Raw genomic sequence first — 16,292 nt, 5'->3', positions numbered from 1 at the left:
CGAGTTTTTTTAGTTTTTTTCATCAGAATTTTCTTCCCACCCCCACCAAAATCACATCCGCATCGCGGTGGTAGTCCGTCACCACCCGGTTCCACGCCACTTGCGCCACCCAGCGGCGGTCGACGTGGTAGCGGGCAACGGCTGACAGCAATCCCGTCAGGCGCGTGCTGTGGCCCTGGGTGTCGCGCGCATCCCACGCCAGGTAGGGGCCGCCGCCCATGCCGAATTCCACCTTTGCATTGAGCGAGCGGATCAGCCACAGCTGCGCGGCCACGCCGCGCCGGTGCGCCAGGTCCGTGTCGCCTTCATCGAGGGCGGTGACGGTCCAGTCCACGTATTTTCCCGCCGCGCGCCGGTATTCCAGGGTGAACGGGCGCGAGGACTCCGAGCGCAGGCTGTTGACGATGGTGTGGCCCGTCGAGACGGTCAAGGTGTCGTCGTGCGCCCAGTTCTGCAGGTGCAGCTTGGCGCCGGGCACGCCGTCATAGCGGTAGCCCGCGCCGATCAGCAGATGCGTGGTGTTGTCCTTGCCATCGGGCTTGATGCGGTTGATCTGCGCCTGCGCATACCAGCGGTTGTCGAATTGCCAGCGCGCCTGCAGGCTGACGATGGAGCCCCAGCCGTGGTCGTTGTCGAAGTTGTGCAGGCTGTCGTCGGTCCTGGCCGTATCGAAGAAGAAATAGCGGCCCGCGCCGGCGCCCAGCATCAGCCCTTGCTCCACCTTTTTCGTGCGCAGCCAGAACTGGCCCGCCATGCCGTCGCGGTGATGGTCTTGCGGGTGGCCCTCATTGATGTAGGACAGGCTCATGGCGTTGTAGTCGCCTACCGGCTGCGTGTAGCTGACGGCGGCGACGAAGGTGCGCTCCTTGGTTGAACTGACTTTCAGGGCGCCGGCCATGCCGGAGATATCCTGCGCCTGCAGCGACAGGGGAAGCGAGCTGGCCAGCAGGAGCAGGCCGGAGAGGCGGATGCGCATGGTGTTTCCGGTAGTGGTGATACACGCTATTGGTCGGCTGGCTGGGCGTCATGCGATAGCGCAAAGGTCACGCACATTTACTACATTAGTAAAATGTCTCAGTCAGAACTAATTGCTGTAGTGTATAAGAAAGTGAGAATGTGTGAGGCACGTAACAAATTTCTTGCTAGAAATTCATTGCCGCAAAGACGAGGGAAAGGCGGGGAAGAGGGCGCCGGCCTGGAATGGCCGGCCGGCGCGGCAGTGCTGGAATGCGCGGCTTACTGGCTCAAGACCACTTTGTCGGCAAAGTATTCCGTCTCGCCGAAGCATTGCGTGGGCACGCCCTTGTGCTGGCTGTAGGTGACGAGGATGCGCTTGCCGGCTGCGGCCGTCAGCTGTTTTGCCACTTCCTCGTCGCGCACGCTGAACTGGAATTTTTCCGGGATGGTGCCGGGCAGCGCCGTCAGCAGCAATTCCCCTTCCCACGTCTTGCAAATCCAGCCCCGCTTGGAAAACTTTTGCAGGTAGCCCGCCCGTTCGCCTTCCGAGTACGAGAAGCTGAGGGCCATCCACGTATAGGCGGCCAGCAGCAGGAAGCCGGCCACGAGGAAGATGGCGAAGGCGAAGGTGACTTTTTTGCTCGTAGGGGTCATGGTAGGGTTGTCTAGGTAAAAAAAATGGGGATGCTTAAAAATGTTCAGGGCAAGGCGCATTGCCGAAGACAGTACGACTAGTACGGCACGGCAATGCAACGCCGCCATGGACTTTTTTAAGCGTTCCCTCAGTCTTTGCGGCCGGCTTTCCAGTTCAGGCCAAAGCTGTAGCGCTCGTCCATGGCCTGGTGCGCCGTGATTTTACCTTGGCCGCCGAAGTATTCCACCAATTTTGTCACCTGCAGGTTGCCGCCGTGGTTTTCCAGCATGGCGATGGCGCACATGGCGTGCTGGCTGTCTGTGTCGAGGCGTACTTCCACCGTGGGCTGGCCGGGAATCTCGATCGTCACCACGCCATCCGTGGCAGCCCAGTTCGGCACGCCTTCGTAGATGAAGGCGTAGACGAGCACGCGCTTGATCTGGTCGAAATGGCTGCCGTTGATGAAGATGTTTTCGCCGCTGCTGACGCTGCCCGTGCGGTCGTCGCCTTCCAGGTGGATGTACGGTGGCCTGTCATACGCGCCCCAGCTGTTGCCCAGCGCCTGCACGGCGCTCTTGGCGCCATTGCTCATCTCGAACAGGCAGCCGATATCGAGGTCGATGCCGCCCGCGCGGCCGGCCGGCTTGTTGAACAGCTTGCCCAGGAAGCCCGTGTCGAGCTTGGACGCGGGCGCCTGCCCTTGCGACGCGTTCTGGTTCCAGTTCAGGTTGACGCGGATGCGGCCATAGCCGCCGCTGTCGCGCTTGTCGAGCGAAATCTTGTCGCCGCGCTTTTCCAGGCGGATTTTCGACAGCGAGATTTTATTTGCCGCCGGCGGTGCCGCCGGTGTGGGGACGGGAACCGGTGCAGGAGCCGGGGCCGATTGGGCCGCTTCGCTGCCGCCGAAGTGCTTCAGCAGCGCCGCCAGGCCGCCCGCAAAACCCTGGCCCACGGCGCCGAAGCGCCAGCTGCCGTCGCGGCGATACAGTTCACCGATGATGACGGCTTTCTCGTCCTGGAAGTCCGTGCCCGTGAAGGCAAACGTGGCCGCCTGGCCCAGCGCCATGCTGGAGTTGCCCAGCGCGCGCATGCCGCCCTGTTCCGTCGCCGCCGTAAACACCAGCTTGTCGATCGAGGCGGGCAGGCGGGCAAGGTCCACCTGGAACACGGAGCGGGAACCGTTCAGTTCCACGGTGACGGCGTTGTCCGGCGCGCTTTTCTGGTTGTAGAACACCATGTAGCGGTCGTCCGACAGCTTGCCGGCTGCATCGACGCCGAAGCAGCTGACATCCACTTCCATCGAACCGGAAGCGATATCGAGCGTGACGGCGAACGGGCCGTTCAAGCCCAGGTCAGCCAGTTTGCCTTTTTGTCCGCGTGTGAAATTGGTCATGGTCGTGCAGTCCCTTCGTCGCTGGAGAGTTGAGTATTCAAGGAGTGATGCAAATGGGGGGGCGATGCCGCCGCGCCGTCGGCGTGGCGGATGCCGAACAGGCGCGCCTGCTCGATGATGCGCTGCGCCCAGCTGCTGTGCGTGGCCACTTCGCACATCGATTCCTGCATGCGGAACACGGCCGGGCTGTCCGGGTCGATGATGCGCAGCGCCAGTTCGATATCCGACTGCGCCACCTGGTAGTGGCGCTCGATCTGCGGCACCTGGTCCGGGTGGATGGCCGTCTTGGCGATCATGCCGTGCGCCATGTCCTGCGCCACTTCGGCGTCGAGCCAGCTGCCCTGCGACAGGTGCTCGAAGACGGGCGCCGTCAGCTGGAAGCCGTGCGGCTTGAAAATCGTCACCAGGCGGCCGATGACCTGGCCCAGCGGCGTCTGGTAGATGGTGCCGCTGGTGGGGCGGCGCAAGCCCAGCAGGGCTAATAAATCGTTGCCGCCGATGCGCAGGGCCAGGATGCGGCGCCGCACTTCCGGCGCGGACAGGATGAGGCGGAACTGCTTCATTTCCTCGTCGTCGAACACTTCCGCCGTTTCCAAGGTCGGCATCAGCAGATGATGCGTGTGGCGCACGAGGTCGAAGTAGGCGGCGAAGTTGTGGCGCGTGGACTTGGGCAGCACGAAGCCGCTCAATTTGTCGGCGCCGGGCATGGCCAGCACGCGCGCCAGCACCTCGAGGTTACGCACGCGCACGAAGCGCAAGGTATCGGATTCGTCGGCCATGTTTTGCAGCGCCAGCGACAGGTTGAACAGCGCGTAGCTGAGGTCGCGCTCGGCGATGGCGTCTTCGGTGCAAAGGATGACCGAGCGCAAATGGCTGAATTTGTCGCCATTGGCGATCGCCAGCAAGTCCTTGTGCGTGGTCGGCACATACATGGAGGCGCCCAGCGCCGCCTTGTGCTCACTTTGCGGGTGTAGGGAGTTGTTATCCATCGACTGCGCTCCTGATAAGGGCGACCGCCTGGTAAGGCAGCGCCGGTTCTACGGTGACGGGTATGGCTTTTTCCTGCGCCAGAAGCAGCAAATGTGCCACGTCCGGCGCATTCGTGTCGCGCACGATCAGGCGCTCGGGCACGCGGCGCAGCAGCACCCGCGTCGCTTCGCCGATGCCCGGTTTGATCAGGTTGATGTCGCTGATGCCGTATTGCTGCTGCGCGGCGGCCATGTAGGCTTGCGAGCGGGCCGCCATGGCGGGCGCGTCGCTCGCCTCGGCCAGCGGGATGCCGCTGCTGGCGGCAATGGCCATGGCGTCGGCCACCAGGCCGTCGGCGAAAGCGCGCGACTGGTCGTGCTGCTCGAACTGCGCGTAATACACGCAGCCGTGGAAGTCGTTCGGACCAATGGCTTCATTGAGCACGGAGCGGCTGACCAGGCCCGAAACGGTGGCGTTCAGGATGCTCGACGGGATCAGGTAGTCGCCCGACGAGGCGGCGCAGGCGGCCGTGCCGGCCAGGTCGGACAGCACGAACAGGCCGCCGTCGATGGCCGTGCCATTGGCGGCGTTGAAATCGTGGACCGTCTGGCGCAGCTCGCGCGAAATCACGCCCTTGCCCGTCCAGCCGTCGACGAAGACGAGGGACGCGTCACTGTGGCCCTGCGCCAGGATATGGTGCAGGGCGTTCGCGTCGATGCCGCGGTCGCGGATGATGGAGACGGAATAATGGCTGCACTCGCGCTGGAAGACCTGGCGCAGCAAGTGCCCCAGGATGACGCCCACGGGCGTGCCGGCGCGCGCCAGCGACACCAGCGTGATGGGCCCCGTGCGGCGCGCCGCGATCAGGGCTGCCAGGCGCAGGCAGTCGCGCGCCATCTGCAGGCGGTTGGCGGCGAATGCGCTCTGGAACAGGGCCAGGTAGGCGGGCGAGGGCAGGGACTCCGGCGACAGCATCTCGCTGTAGTGGCGCTGGCCGGACTGGATCAGGCGCTCTTTCTCGGCCAGGTCGAGGATGGGCTCGAGCGCCATCGGCGTGAGGAGGAACTCCACGTCTTCCTGGCGGTAGCTGCCGCTGAAATGCTGCGTGCTGTCGGTCATAGCGCCGCCACCGTGAGGGCCGCCAGCTGGGTGCCGTTGGGGATGATGGCGTAGTCGCAGGCGGCCATGAAGCGGGCGTCCGAGCGGCTGTCGCCCATGCCGAAGCTGACGATGGGGCCATGCTCGGCTTCCAGCTCGGCGCGCAGGTAAGCGACGGCGCGCGCCTTGTTCAGGGTCTTCGGCAGCACGGCCAGGTTGTTGCCGTTGCGGTGGATGAAGTAGTCGGACCCTTCGGTCGCGATCCACTGCTGCAGCACCTGCTCTTCGATGTCGGCCAGGCGCTCGCCGCGCGCTTCATGGTCCTTGACGACGATGTAGAACGGCGTGTTGTAATCCTCGATCAGGCGCGCGCGCGAGGGCATGCCCGTCCTGGCCTGGAAATCGTCGATGATGCGCATGGCGTCCCGCAGGCCGGGCAGCGCCGTCTGCATGTCGTTCTGCATCAGCGCCAGCCAGCCCGCGTCGAGCGCGCCGCCCGGCTGCAGCACGATGCCGCCGTAATCGAGCACGCTGTAGCTGGTAAACGGCAGGTCGACGCGGCGGAAGGCGTCGCCATTCCTGGCCGTGGCGGGTATCAATGTCATGCCGCTTTGCGCAAACTCAAAGAAGGCGCGCTGGCGCGCCGTCGTAAACGAGCAGGCGTCGCCATTTTTCAGGTAGGCGGCCGGCTGCAGGCCGGTCTCGCCCGGGCATTTTTTCGGCGTCTGGAACAGTGTGTCGTCCAGGTCAACAAACAGGAATTTCTTCAATTTTGGTCTCTGACTGAAAGTGGAACAGGCGGCCGTTCAACTGGCCGGCGAGTTGCATGAGGGCCGGGCTGGCCGGGGTTTCATGGCAGATGAACACGTGCTGGTACTGGCCCGGCGCCACGTTGTACAGGTAATTGGCGATGCCTTCGCCGTAATTGTCGTCGCAGTGGACGATATGCCCGACGGAGCCCCACGACAGGATGGGCGAGCGCGTGGTCGATTGCACCACCACGTTCTTGCCCAGGCTTTCCAGTTCGCGCGCCAGCAGGAAGGACGGGTGCATGAATTCGCCCGTGCCCAGCACCAGCACGGAGTCGCCGGCGCCGATTTCCTGCGCCAGCTGCACGGCCAGGCCTTGCGGCGGCGCCAGGGCGCGGCCCACGCCGATGCGCCCAAAGGCGGGGCTGGCGCCCCGTTCTTCGTTGGCCTCGAAGCGCTGCGCGCTGGCTGCCACGGGCGCGGGCGCCTCGCCGGCCTGGAAGGCGTAATGGCCGGACAGCGCCGCGCCGATGGTCGTGGGCAGGCCGAAACGCTCACTCAAGCCCGCGTTGGCGGCCTGGCCCATGAAATTGGTGATCACGCCCAGGTGCAGCTTTTCCAGCTGCGCATAGCGCGCGCGGCACACTTGCACCAGATTGGCGAAGGTATTGCCGGTCGACGCTTCATCGTCGATCAGCACCAGGCTGCGCGCCGTGGAAAACAGGGCGCTGGCCGCGTCCGACAAATGCAAAAACTGGCGCGGCGCGTGGCTGTGCGACTCCTCGAATTCGAAGAAGGGCACCGTGCCCACGCGGTAGCGCGAGCTGTGCAAAAATAAGGCCTTGCCGTTCGGGTTGGCGCGCAGCCACGCCTCGAACACGCCCTGGCCCAGGCCGACGGCCGTTTCCGCCATGGCGATGAAGACGACGGGGCCGGGCAGGCTGGGGGGAATCTGCGCGGCCAGGTCGTCGTGGATGGCTTGCATGGCGCGCGGCGTGACGGGCCAGTGCTTGCCCAGCACTTTTGACAGGAACAAAAAGCCCCGCTTGGCGTTGGCGCGCGCGGCAAAGCCGATCAGCCAGTCCAGCGGAAAGCGCGCCTCGTCCACCTTCAGGGTCAGTTCGCCCGTGGGCATCTGCTGCTTGACGAGGTTCATGGCAGCTCCACGGCGTAGGCGGCTTCGCCCACGCGCATGCCAGCGCGGATGGCGGGCACGGTGAGCTTGTCGAAACCCTGGTCGAAGCCGGCCAGCGCCAGGTAGGGCAGGTTGGGGCCGGCCGCGCACGCCATGCCGATGCCGCCCGACATGCGCGGATTGATCTCCAGCAAAGCCAGGCCGTTGGCGCCTTCGCGGAACTGGATGTTGAAGACGCCGTTCAGGCGGTAGTCGCGCGCCAGTTTGTCGCAGGCGGCCAGCAGGTCGGCGCGCAGCTCGATCAGCTGGCCGCTGCCGCCCCCATGCAGCTTCTTGCGCGGCACGGCGCAAATGAGCGTGCCCTGGTCGGCGACGCAGTCGGCGCTGTATTCGTGGCCGTCGAGGTATTCCATCAGCAGCAGGGTCTTGAACGATGCCATCTGCGCCAGGCCGTTGCGCAGCTCTTGCGCATTGATCTGGTAGGCGGCGCCGGCCAGCAGCAGCTGGGCGCTGGTGCGCTCTTCATCGAGAATGGCAAAGCCCAGGGCATACACGGATTCGGACGGTTTGATGCACAGCTTGCGATGCAGCGGGCGCAGTTCGGCGTAGGCGGCGTCGTATTCCGCGATGCTGGTCACGGCGCGGTAGTCGGCCGGGCGCGCCATCGGCAGGTCGAGGCCGTCGCAGAAGCGCGCCTTGTCGTGCATCAGGGTCAAAGTCTCTTCGCTGGCCACACTGAGCACGCGCGTGCCGAGGGCGGCGAAGCGCGCGCTGGCGCTGCCGATCAGTCCCGCTTCCTTGCCGGGCCAGAAAATCGTGATGCCCCGGTCGCGGCAAAACTCCAGGCACCACTCGACATAATTGTGGCCCGTCAGTCCAGACGGTTCGACCACATATTCGTGGGCCGACAAAAAGGCGGCCGCATGCGCATTCGTATTGCTGCACACGATGTGATAGCGCGGCGCGCCATTGGTCGCGGCCATATCGGCTTCGCGGATCAGGCGCATGGCCGTGCCGACCGAGGAAAATGTTTTGTTGAACCAGACTCTTTGCATGTACGGGGACCGGGTGGAAATAGGGGAAGCTGCGCGCAGGTGCGCGCGCGGGGAGTCTAAGCGACCAGACTTAACCTGGCCTTAGAAGTTTTTCGAACAACAAACTAACAGCGCCTGACAAAACCGTCGCGAGCGGAAGGGAGAGGTGGCCGAGAAGCGGAACCGTACTCTGGTACGGTGAGCATCGCAGGCCGCCTATGCCGACGCGCAGTAGGTTTGGTCAGGTGCCCCTAGCCGGCTTTGCCGCTGGCTGTCCATTTGAGGAAGGCGTCGCGGTTGCGCGAGCAGATGAAGACCTTGCCCGAGCCGGAAAAGCGCAGCACGATGCCTTCGCCGCTGGTCACGCTGTTGACGATATTGCCGAGGAAGCCGCCGATGCCGCCGCCGCTGGCACCGCCGCCCGTGGTCACGGAAATCTCGTATTTCAGGCTGTTGTCCCAGCAGACCACGTGGGAATTGTCGATCACGACGTCCTTGCCCGGCTCGACGTCGAGCTGGAACATGGAGCCGAAGCCCGACACCACCACTTGCCCAGTGCCGGCCGTCTCCATGACGAAGAAGCCGCCCGACTGCGCGAACAGCGCGTTGCCGATGCTTTGCGTGCGCACTTTCATTTCCGTGCCCGAGGTGGCGGCGACAAAGGCGCCGTCATTGAGCAGGTACTGGCGCGCGCCCACGTCGACCACTTCGATGGCGCCCGGCAGGGTGGGCGAGAGCAGGCAGTCGCCGCCGCCGCGCACCGCTTCGATATGCTGCTGGAAGAACGATTCGCCGTTGGCGAAGCGGCGCATGATGGCGCTGCCCAGGCCGCCCGTCATCTTGCCCTTCAAATCGAGCGCCGTTTCCATCATCACCATCGCATCGGATTCGCAATAGATGGTTTCGCCCTGCTTCATGCTGACGTGGAGGAAGGGATCGACGTCGCCCGTGACACTAAATACTGGCATGATTAATCTCCAAAAAAAAGCCGCCTGAACTGTGCAGGCGGCAGCAATGATATGACAAAAGTGCAATTCACCTCGGAAAACCGTCGCGCGCACGCTCGATGCGCGGCGCAGCAGGTTTAACGAGCGTGAATTTTAGGCGTTCACGCCGAACGAGCGGGCCAGAGGGCCCAGGCCGCCGTTGAAGCCCTGGCCGATAGCCTTGAACTTCCATTCGCCGTTGTAGCGGTAGATTTCGCCAAAGATCATCGCCGTTTCCGTCGAGCTGTCTTCGGACAGGTCGTAGCGGGCGATTTCTTTTTCGCCTTCCGCGTTCAGGCAGCGGATGAAGGCTTTCGAGACCATGCCGAAGTTCTGGCGGCGCGCGTCGGCGTCATGGATGGTGACGGTGATGCTGATGCGGTCGATGTCGTTTGGCACGCGGGTCAGGTCGATTTCGATGCGCTCATCGTCGCCTTCGCCTTCGCCGGTCGTGTTGTCGCCCGTGTGCACGACGGAGCCGTCGGTCGACTTCAGGTTGTTGTAGAAGATGAAGTCAGAGTCGCCGCGGACTTTGCCGTCGCTTTTCAGGAGGAACGCGCTACCGTCAAGGTCGAAGGTGGCGCCGTCCGTCGAACGAGGATCCCAGCCGAGGCCGACGATGATCTTCTTCAGGTTCGGTGCTTCCTTGCTCAGGTTGACGTTGCCGCCTTTTTGCAAACTGATTGCCATGTGGTGCTCCTTAAAAAATTAAACTCGATCATGCCTTCATGGGATGAGCGCGTAAGGCGCTCGTGCCATCACTCTCTCAATTGGGGACGATCGCCCCGATTTCAAGCTTGTGCCGCGTGCCGTTTGCGATAACGCAAGGACGACCACAGCGAGACCAGGATGAAGGCCACGCCCGACAGGCCCGTGAACCACTCCGGAATATGGTACTTGACGGACGCCAGCATGATCAAGGCCAGGATGCCGATCGCATAATGGGCGCCGTGCTCGAGGTAGACGAATTCGTCCAGCGTGCCCTTGTGCACCAGGTACACCGTCATCGAGCGCACGAACATGGCGCCGATGGCCAGGCCCAGCATGATGATGACCACGTCGTTGGTGATGGCAAACGCCCCGATCACGCCGTCAAAGCTGAACGAGGCGTCCAGCACTTCCAGGTACAGGAAGCCGCCGATGCTGCCGCGCGCCACCGTTTTTACCAGCTCGCCATTGCCGTTTTTGGCTGGCGCGGCGCCTTCCTCCTCGTCATCCTGCAAGTCCGGCTCGCCTTCTTCCAGCAAGCCGCTGATCCAGTTCACGCCGATGTAGACGGCGATGCCGACGATGCCCGAGGCCAGCACGCTGTATTTGGCTTCCGCAGGACCCATGGCCACGCAGGCGGCCACGGCGCCCATGGTGATCAGCACGGCCAGGCTTTCGGTGCCCAGCGCGTTGACTTTTTCCTCGGCCCAGCCCAGCCAGTGCAATTCCTTCTCGTCGTCGAATAGGAAGTTCAGGAACACCAGCAGCAAAAAGGCGCCGCCGAAGGCCGCCACCTGCGCGTGGTTGTCCGTCAGGTGTTTCGCATACACGTCGGGCGTGGTGGTGGCCATGGTCCACACGTCCACCAGGCCCAGGCCCGTGGCGACGGAAACGATGACCAGCGGAAACAGCAGCCGCATGCCGAAGACGGCCACAAGAATACCGACCGTGAGGAACAGTTTTTGCCAGAATTCATTCCAGTGGCGCAAGACCGAGGCGTTGACCACGGCATTGTCGAACGACAGCGACACTTCCATGACGCCCAGCACGCCCGTGATCCACAGCGCGTTGATCAGGCCGGGCATGCCGCCGTGGCTGTAACCCCACCAGCCGGACACCGCCATGAGAAGGAAGCTAACTAAGAAAGAAATTCTGAAATGCCGCATGAATACCCCGTTGTGTGAAAGACGTTTGATGCGCAGCGCCGCGCGGTGCGCCACTGCTGGTGTTGATATACGTCAATTGTTGTATATGCCATGATTTTATATTAGTTGCCGCCGGGGGCGGCGTTTTGCAGGACGCGGATGGACAGTTTTGCTGGCGCGGGCGATCTGCGATAATTGCGGCGCGCCTGTCTCTCCAGACACACTCTCTACCTATAAAAGAAGGAATACCCCGTGGATATCGCTTACCTCGTCACGCCCCTGATCACCTGGATCCTGGTCGGACCGATCAAATTCCTGATCAACAGCGCCCGCACCCGGCAGTGGGCCTTCGGCCTGGTCGGCAACGGCGGCTTTCCCAGCAACCATAGCGCCGTCGTTTCCAGCATGGCCACCCTGATCGCCCTGCGCGAAGGCATAGGCCATCCCGCCTTCGGCGTGGCCGTGACCCTGGCCTTCATCGTCATCATCGACGCCAACAGCCTGCGCCAGCACGTGGGCAAGCAGGCGGCGGCCATCAACCGCCTGGCCGGGGAAGCGGCCAGCGCCGCGCACAAGACCTTGCGCGAGCGCATGGGCCATACCCTGGTGGAAATCGCCGGCGGCCTGTGCACGGGCGTGGCGATCGGTTTCCTCGTCAATTACGTCTTCGCCCGCTAAGCACTCGTTTCCTCCCGTGCAAACCCCGCCTGAAGGCGGGGTTTTGCGTTTCAGGGCGCAAAAACTACGTTTCATCCATTGATTAAAGCATTACAGGAAACGGCCGATTGACATGGCCGGACACGCTCATGGATACTTTGGCGCTTGTGGTTTTAATAAAAATAAATGCCCGCTATCGATTGCCGCCCTATCCGGGCGGACGGACCGATAGCGGTCCTATCTATCCGGAGAATTACCCATGTTGCGCAAAACCCTGTTTGTTCTGGCAATCGCTTCTGCCCTGGCCGCCTGCGGCAAAGAGTCCAAAGATCCTGGCAAGGGCGCTGGCAAAGGGGGCAAGGACGAGAAGGCCGCCGCCGCCGTCAATCTGCTCGTGTCCCCGGAAGACATGCTGACCATACAGAGCAATGCGCTGGCGTCCGGTCCCGTGATTACCGGTTCGGTGCAGCCCGAGCGCAACGCGGACTTGCGCGCCGAAGTGTCGGCCGTCGTGATCCAGGTCATGAAGGAAAATGGCGAAGTCGTCAAGCGGGGCGACGTGCTGGTGCGCCTGGACGAAACGGCCATCCGCGACAGCCTCAATTCGGCCGAGGAAGCCAGCCGCGCCGCGGGCCAGGTGCTGGAGCAGTCCGAACGCATGTTCCAGCGCATGAAAACCCTGCGCGCCTCGGGCATGACGTCGACGCAGGCGCTGGAAGACGCGGAAATCCGCCGCAACAATGCGCAAAGCGATCTGTCCGCCGCGAAGAGCCGCGCCGTGCTGGCGCGCCAGCAGCTGCAGCGCACGCTCGTGCGCGCGCCGTTCGACGGCATCGTGAGCGAGCGCAAGGTATCGAATGGCGATACGGCGCAAATCGGCAAGGAATTGATCAAGGTCATCGATCCGACCAGCATGCGCCTGGAAGGCCTGGTGTCGGCCGACAAGATCGGCGTCGTCAAGGTGGGCCAGCCCGTGTTGTTCCGCATCAATGGTTATCCGGGACAGGATTTCGCGGGCAAGGTGCGCCGCGTCGATCCGGCCGCCAACGCCGTCACGCGCCAGGTGGCCGTGCTCGTCGATTTCAACGACAAGCAGCAGCCGCGCGTGGCCGGCCTGTACGCGGAAGGGCGCATCGAGACGGAAACCGTCAGCGCCCTGATGATACCCGACTCGGCCCTCGTGAAGGCGGGCGACGTCACGTACACGTGGAAAGTCAAGGACAAGGCCTTGCATAAAACCAATTTGCGCATCGGCGCGCGCGACGTGCGCACGGGCCAGTGGGAAGTACAAAGCGGCCTGGCCAGCGGCGACACCGTGCTGCGCACGCCCGGTTCGACCTTCAAGGATGGCCAGAAAGTGGAACTGACGGCGGCCAAGGCCCTGCCGGCGGCCGCCATGGCCAGCAGCAGCACCGCCGTTGCCGGTAAAGGAAACTAAGCCATGTTCCTTTCCGATTTCAGTATCAAGCGGCCTACGGCCACCATCGTCCTGATCCTGGCGATGATGTGCGTCGGCTTGCTGGCGCTCAAGAAACTGCGCGTCAACCAGAACCCGGACGTCGAAGTGCCGTTCATCGTCGTCAGCATTCCTTACCCTGGCGCCTCGCCCGATACGGTCGAGCGCGAAGTGGTCAACCGCCTGGAAAAGTCGCTGCAAAGCATTTCCGGCGTGACCGAAGTCAACAGCGATTCGAACGAAGGTGCGGCCAGCATCTTCCTGAAGTTCACCTTCAATACCAATCTGATCGAAGCGTCCGACAATATCCGCAATGCCATTGCCGCCGTGCGCTACAAGTTGCCGACGGAAATGCGTGAACCCATCCTGCAGCGCATCGACCCGGCTGCCGAACCGATCATGCAGCTGGCCCTGTCGTCGAACTCGCAAAGCCATGCGGAAATTTCCCGCCTGGCCGAAGACGTGCTGTCGGACCGCTTCCGCACCGTCGACGGCGTGGCGCTGGTCAACGTGGGTGGCTCGCTCAAGCGCGAACTGTCCGTGCTGTTGCGCGCGGAAAAATTGCGTGAATACAATGTTTCCGTCAGCGATGTCGTCACCGCGCTGCGCAACCAGAACACCAACGCCCCTGTCGGCAAGGTGCGCGGCACCCTGGACGAGAAAAGCATCCGCCTCGTGGGCCGCATCGAGTCGCCAAGCGACTTCGAGAAAGTAGTGATCAAGCGCCGCGGCGAGGAAATCGTGCGCCTGGCGCAAGTGGCGACCATCGAGGATGGCTTTGCCGAGGTCAACAGCCTGAGCATGCGCAGCGGCAAGCCCAACGTGGGCATGTCGATTACCCGCGTGCGCGACGCGTCCACCGTCAGCGTGGCCAACAAGATCCGCGACATGGTGGCGGAAATCAACAAGACCTTGCCGCAAGGCACGATCCTGCAAGTGACGCGCGACGGCGGCGAAAACGCCCAGCATAGCCTGAACAACGTGATCGAATCGCTGGTGCTGGGCGCCGTGCTGACGATTTTCGTCGTCTACGCCTTCCTGAACTCGTGGCGTTCGACCCTGATCACGGCGCTGAGCCTGCCAACGTCCGTGATTGCCGCCTTCATCGCCGTGTGGCTGTGCGGCTTTACCCTGAACTTCATGACCCTGCTGGGCCTGTCGCTGGCCATCGGCGTGCTGATCGATGACGCCATCGTGGTGCGTGAAAACATCGTGCGCCACATGCAAATGGGCAAGGACCGCCGCACGGCCGCGCTGGAAGGCACGGCCGAGATCGGCATGGCCGTGGCCGCCACGACCTTCTCCATCATCGCCGTCTTCATTCCCGTGGCCTTCATGCCGGGGATCTCGGGCGAGTGGTTCCGTCCGTTTGCCCTGACGGTGACGTGCTCGGTGCTCGTCAGCCTCGGCATCTCGTTTACGCTCGACCCCATGTTGTCGGCCTACTGGGGCGACCCGGTCGAGGAACACGCGGCGCCGAAAAAGGGCATCGGCCGCGTGCTGGAGAAATTCAACCACTGGTTCGACCACCAGGCCGACCGCTACGGCCGCGTGATCGCCTGGGCCCTGCATCACCGCCGCTGGATGGCCGTCATCGCCTTCGGCAGCCTGGTGGGCGCCATCGTCCTGCATTCCACGCATGGCGGCACAAGTTTCTTGCCGGCATCTGATTCCGGCAATCTGATGATCAATGTGCGCACGCCGTCGTCGAGCAGCATCGAGTACTCGCGCCTGAAGCTGGAAGCGGCGGCCGTGCTGGCGCGGTCCTTGCCTGAAACCAAGGATACCAACAGTTCCATCAATGCGGGCGGCGGCCGCGTGTATGTCGACATCGGCAAGCGCAACACGCGCAAGCGTTCGGCCAAGGAAATCGCCGTCGAGCTGCGCGAGAAGATGTCGCGCCTGGTGGGCGCCGAATATGTGGTGCAGGACGATTTGAGCAACGGTTCGCAAAAGCCGATTCAGGTGGAATTCACGGGCCCGGATTCGCGCAAGCTGATGGAAATCACGAATGCCTACATGGACAAGCTGCGCGCCATACCCGGCGCCGTCGACGTGGGCCTGTCGGAGCAGGACCCGAAGAACGAGCTGCAGATCGAGCTCAACCGCGGCCTGGCCAACTCGATGGGCATTTCCGTCAATGACGCGGCGCAATCGCTGCGCGTGGCGTTTGCCGGCGTGGAAGTGGGCGACTGGGTCGATCCGACGGGCGAAACGCGCGACGTGGCCGTGCGCCTGCATCCCGACGACCGCGTGGCATCGGAAAACATCGAGCGCCTGCCGATCAGCGTGACGGGCACCTCGCAAATGGTGCCGCTGGACCAGATCGCCACCATTACCATGGGCAAGGGCCCGTCCGGTATCGAGCACAAGAATGGCAAGCGCACGATCACCGTGTCGGCCAATGCGCAGGGCCGCTCGAACGGCGAAGTGACGAGCGACGCCATGAAACTGGCCAACTCCATCGACTTCCCGCCCGGCTACGGTCTGGCGCTGGGCGGCGCCGGCCAGGACCAGCAGGAGCTGTTCACGGAAATGCTGATCGCGCTGGTGATGGGTATTGGCCTCATGTATTTGATCCTCGTCATGCAGTTCGGTTCCTTCACGGCGCCGGTGGCCGTGATGATGTCCCTGCCGCTCAGTTTGATCGGCGTGGTGGTGGCGCTGGTGATCACCAACAACACCCTCAACCTGATGAGCTTTATCGGCATCATCATGCTGATGGGCCTGGTCGCCAAGAACGCCATCCTGCTGCTGGACGCGGCGCGCAAGCGCGAGGAAGAAGGCCATGGCCGCGAAGACGCGCTGATGTATGCGGGCCGCATGCGTCTGCGCCCTATCCTGATGACGACGTTCGCGCTGATCGCCGGCATGTTCCCCGTGGCGCTGGGCCTGGGCGAGGGTGGCGAGTTCTACCGTCCATTGGCGATCGCCATCATCGGCGGCACCATCACCTCGACGATCCTGACCCTGCTGGTCGTGCCGACCTTCTATGACAGCATCGAGATCGCCCGCGATGGCGCCGTGGCCAAGTTCCACCGCCGCGCCGCGCGCATGCCCGTGGCCGTGGCCCTGATATTGACCTTGCTCGAGTGCGTGCTGACCCTGCTGCTGGTGCGCTTCGTCTACCGCATGCTGAAGAAGGCCGTGCTGTTCCTGATGGGCCGCCGCGCGCCGAAAGCGGCGTCCGTCAGCCTGCAAAAGTAATTCAAGCCGGCCTCAACTGCGCAATCCTTGTGCCAGGTCAAAGAGCCTTCTTCGGAAGGCTCTTTTTACGTCTGGTGCTCTACAATCGTAGAACGGATGGGCAGATTCGCCGGTCCGTATAGGGATATTTTTCAACGGCGATGTGGCACGGCAACGTATCGGAC

General features: G+C 63.3%; 14 protein-coding genes. 3 read left to right on the top strand and 11 right to left on the bottom strand.

Annotated elements, in window-relative coordinates; all coding sequences use genetic code 11:
• Positions 1 to 22 precede the first annotated feature (22 nt).
• The 11 genes from AC07VI_RS23760 to AC07VI_RS23710 form a co-directional block, all read right to left on the bottom strand.
• On the bottom strand, positions 23 to 976 hold the full coding sequence (locus tag AC07VI_RS23760; protein ID WP_492993027.1) for a hypothetical protein: 954 nt from the start codon (positions 974 to 976) through the stop codon (positions 23 to 25).
• A gap of 260 nt (positions 977 to 1,236) precedes the next feature.
• Positions 1,237 to 1,611, bottom strand: a complete 375-nt coding sequence (locus tag AC07VI_RS23755) for a DUF8785 domain-containing protein (protein WP_086146132.1) — start codon at positions 1,609 to 1,611, stop codon at positions 1,237 to 1,239.
• Between the two features lie 128 nt (positions 1,612 to 1,739).
• On the bottom strand, positions 1,740 to 2,984 hold the full coding sequence (locus tag AC07VI_RS23750) for a TerD family protein (RefSeq protein ID WP_086146103.1): 1,245 nt from the start codon (positions 2,982 to 2,984) through the stop codon (positions 1,740 to 1,742).
• Positions 2,981 to 3,973 carry an HpcH/HpaI aldolase/citrate lyase family protein gene (locus AC07VI_RS23745; protein WP_086146102.1) on the bottom strand — a complete coding sequence of 331 codons (993 nt, stop codon included), beginning with the start codon at positions 3,971 to 3,973 and terminating at the stop codon, positions 2,981 to 2,983. The genes AC07VI_RS23750 and AC07VI_RS23745 overlap by 4 nt, the downstream gene beginning before the upstream one ends.
• On the bottom strand, positions 3,966 to 5,072 hold the full coding sequence (locus AC07VI_RS23740; protein WP_086146101.1) for a cysteine protease StiP family protein: 1,107 nt from the start codon (positions 5,070 to 5,072) through the stop codon (positions 3,966 to 3,968). The genes AC07VI_RS23745 and AC07VI_RS23740 overlap by 8 nt, the downstream gene beginning before the upstream one ends.
• Positions 5,069 to 5,821 (bottom strand): HAD family hydrolase, encoded by a 753-nt coding sequence (locus AC07VI_RS23735; RefSeq protein ID WP_099375194.1) that lies wholly within the window; start codon positions 5,819 to 5,821, stop codon positions 5,069 to 5,071. The genes AC07VI_RS23740 and AC07VI_RS23735 overlap by 4 nt, the downstream gene beginning before the upstream one ends.
• On the bottom strand, positions 5,799 to 6,956 hold the full coding sequence (locus AC07VI_RS23730; RefSeq protein ID WP_086146099.1) for a phosphoribosyltransferase domain-containing protein: 1,158 nt from the start codon (positions 6,954 to 6,956) through the stop codon (positions 5,799 to 5,801). The genes AC07VI_RS23735 and AC07VI_RS23730 overlap by 23 nt, the downstream gene beginning before the upstream one ends.
• A complete protein-coding gene (locus tag AC07VI_RS23725) occupies positions 6,953 to 7,990 on the bottom strand; it encodes an ATP-grasp domain-containing protein (RefSeq protein WP_492993031.1) in 1,038 nt (345 codons plus the stop codon). Before AC07VI_RS23725 ends, AC07VI_RS23730 begins: the two co-directional genes overlap by 4 nt.
• Before the next feature lie 230 nt (positions 7,991 to 8,220).
• Positions 8,221 to 8,937, bottom strand: coding sequence for a TIGR00266 family protein (locus AC07VI_RS23720; RefSeq protein WP_086146097.1), 717 nt, complete (start codon positions 8,935 to 8,937; stop codon positions 8,221 to 8,223).
• Between the two features lie 132 nt (positions 8,938 to 9,069).
• A complete protein-coding gene (locus AC07VI_RS23715) occupies positions 9,070 to 9,645 on the bottom strand; it encodes a TerD family protein (RefSeq protein WP_086146096.1) in 576 nt (191 codons plus the stop codon).
• A gap of 101 nt (positions 9,646 to 9,746) precedes the next feature.
• A complete protein-coding gene (locus tag AC07VI_RS23710) occupies positions 9,747 to 10,829 on the bottom strand; it encodes a DUF475 domain-containing protein (protein ID WP_086146095.1) in 1,083 nt (360 codons plus the stop codon).
• A 231-nt stretch (positions 10,830 to 11,060) separates the two neighbouring features.
• Here AC07VI_RS23710 and AC07VI_RS23705 point away from each other — a divergent pair, with 231 nt between their 5' ends.
• From AC07VI_RS23705 to AC07VI_RS23695, 3 genes are all read left to right on the top strand, one after another.
• Positions 11,061 to 11,486 carry a divergent PAP2 family protein gene (locus tag AC07VI_RS23705; protein WP_086146094.1) on the top strand — a complete coding sequence of 142 codons (426 nt, stop codon included), beginning with the start codon at positions 11,061 to 11,063 and terminating at the stop codon, positions 11,484 to 11,486.
• A gap of 238 nt (positions 11,487 to 11,724) precedes the next feature.
• Positions 11,725 to 12,903 (top strand): efflux RND transporter periplasmic adaptor subunit, encoded by a 1,179-nt coding sequence (locus tag AC07VI_RS23700; RefSeq protein ID WP_086146093.1) that lies wholly within the window; start codon positions 11,725 to 11,727, stop codon positions 12,901 to 12,903.
• 3 nt (positions 12,904 to 12,906) lie between these two features.
• Positions 12,907 to 16,128, top strand: coding sequence for an efflux RND transporter permease subunit (locus tag AC07VI_RS23695; RefSeq protein ID WP_086146092.1), 3,222 nt, complete (start codon positions 12,907 to 12,909; stop codon positions 16,126 to 16,128).
• Positions 16,129 to 16,292: the final 164 nt, after the last annotated feature.

This window comes from Janthinobacterium sp. GW821-FHT03A03, assembly GCF_059421435.1.
This window is presented reverse-complemented; position numbering and strand designations above follow the sequence as displayed.

Excerpts from the sequence above, each read along its gene's own strand:
- AC07VI_RS23720 (WP_086146097.1), bottom strand. The coding sequence starts at position 8,937 with ATGCCAGTATTTAGTGTCACGGGCGACGTCGATCCCTTCCTCCACGTC.
- AC07VI_RS23755 (WP_086146132.1), bottom strand. The coding sequence starts at position 1,611 with ATGACCCCTACGAGCAAAAAAGTCACCTTCGCCTTCGCCATCTTCCTC.
- AC07VI_RS23730 (WP_086146099.1), bottom strand. The coding sequence starts at position 6,956 with ATGAACCTCGTCAAGCAGCAGATGCCCACGGGCGAACTGACCCTGAAG.
- AC07VI_RS23750 (WP_086146103.1), bottom strand. The coding sequence starts at position 2,984 with ATGACCAATTTCACACGCGGACAAAAAGGCAAACTGGCTGACCTGGGC.
- AC07VI_RS23760 (WP_492993027.1), bottom strand. The coding sequence starts at position 976 with ATGCGCATCCGCCTCTCCGGCCTGCTCCTGCTGGCCAGCTCGCTTCCC.
- AC07VI_RS23700 (WP_086146093.1), top strand. The coding sequence starts at position 11,725 with ATGTTGCGCAAAACCCTGTTTGTTCTGGCAATCGCTTCTGCCCTGGCC.
- AC07VI_RS23725 (WP_492993031.1), bottom strand. The coding sequence starts at position 7,990 with ATGCAAAGAGTCTGGTTCAACAAAACATTTTCCTCGGTCGGCACGGCC.
- AC07VI_RS23740 (WP_086146101.1), bottom strand. The coding sequence starts at position 5,072 with ATGACCGACAGCACGCAGCATTTCAGCGGCAGCTACCGCCAGGAAGAC.
- AC07VI_RS23710 (WP_086146095.1), bottom strand. The coding sequence starts at position 10,829 with ATGCGGCATTTCAGAATTTCTTTCTTAGTTAGCTTCCTTCTCATGGCG.
- AC07VI_RS23695 (WP_086146092.1), top strand. The coding sequence starts at position 12,907 with ATGTTCCTTTCCGATTTCAGTATCAAGCGGCCTACGGCCACCATCGTC.
- AC07VI_RS23745 (WP_086146102.1), bottom strand. The coding sequence starts at position 3,973 with ATGGATAACAACTCCCTACACCCGCAAAGTGAGCACAAGGCGGCGCTG.
- AC07VI_RS23715 (WP_086146096.1), bottom strand. The coding sequence starts at position 9,645 with ATGGCAATCAGTTTGCAAAAAGGCGGCAACGTCAACCTGAGCAAGGAA.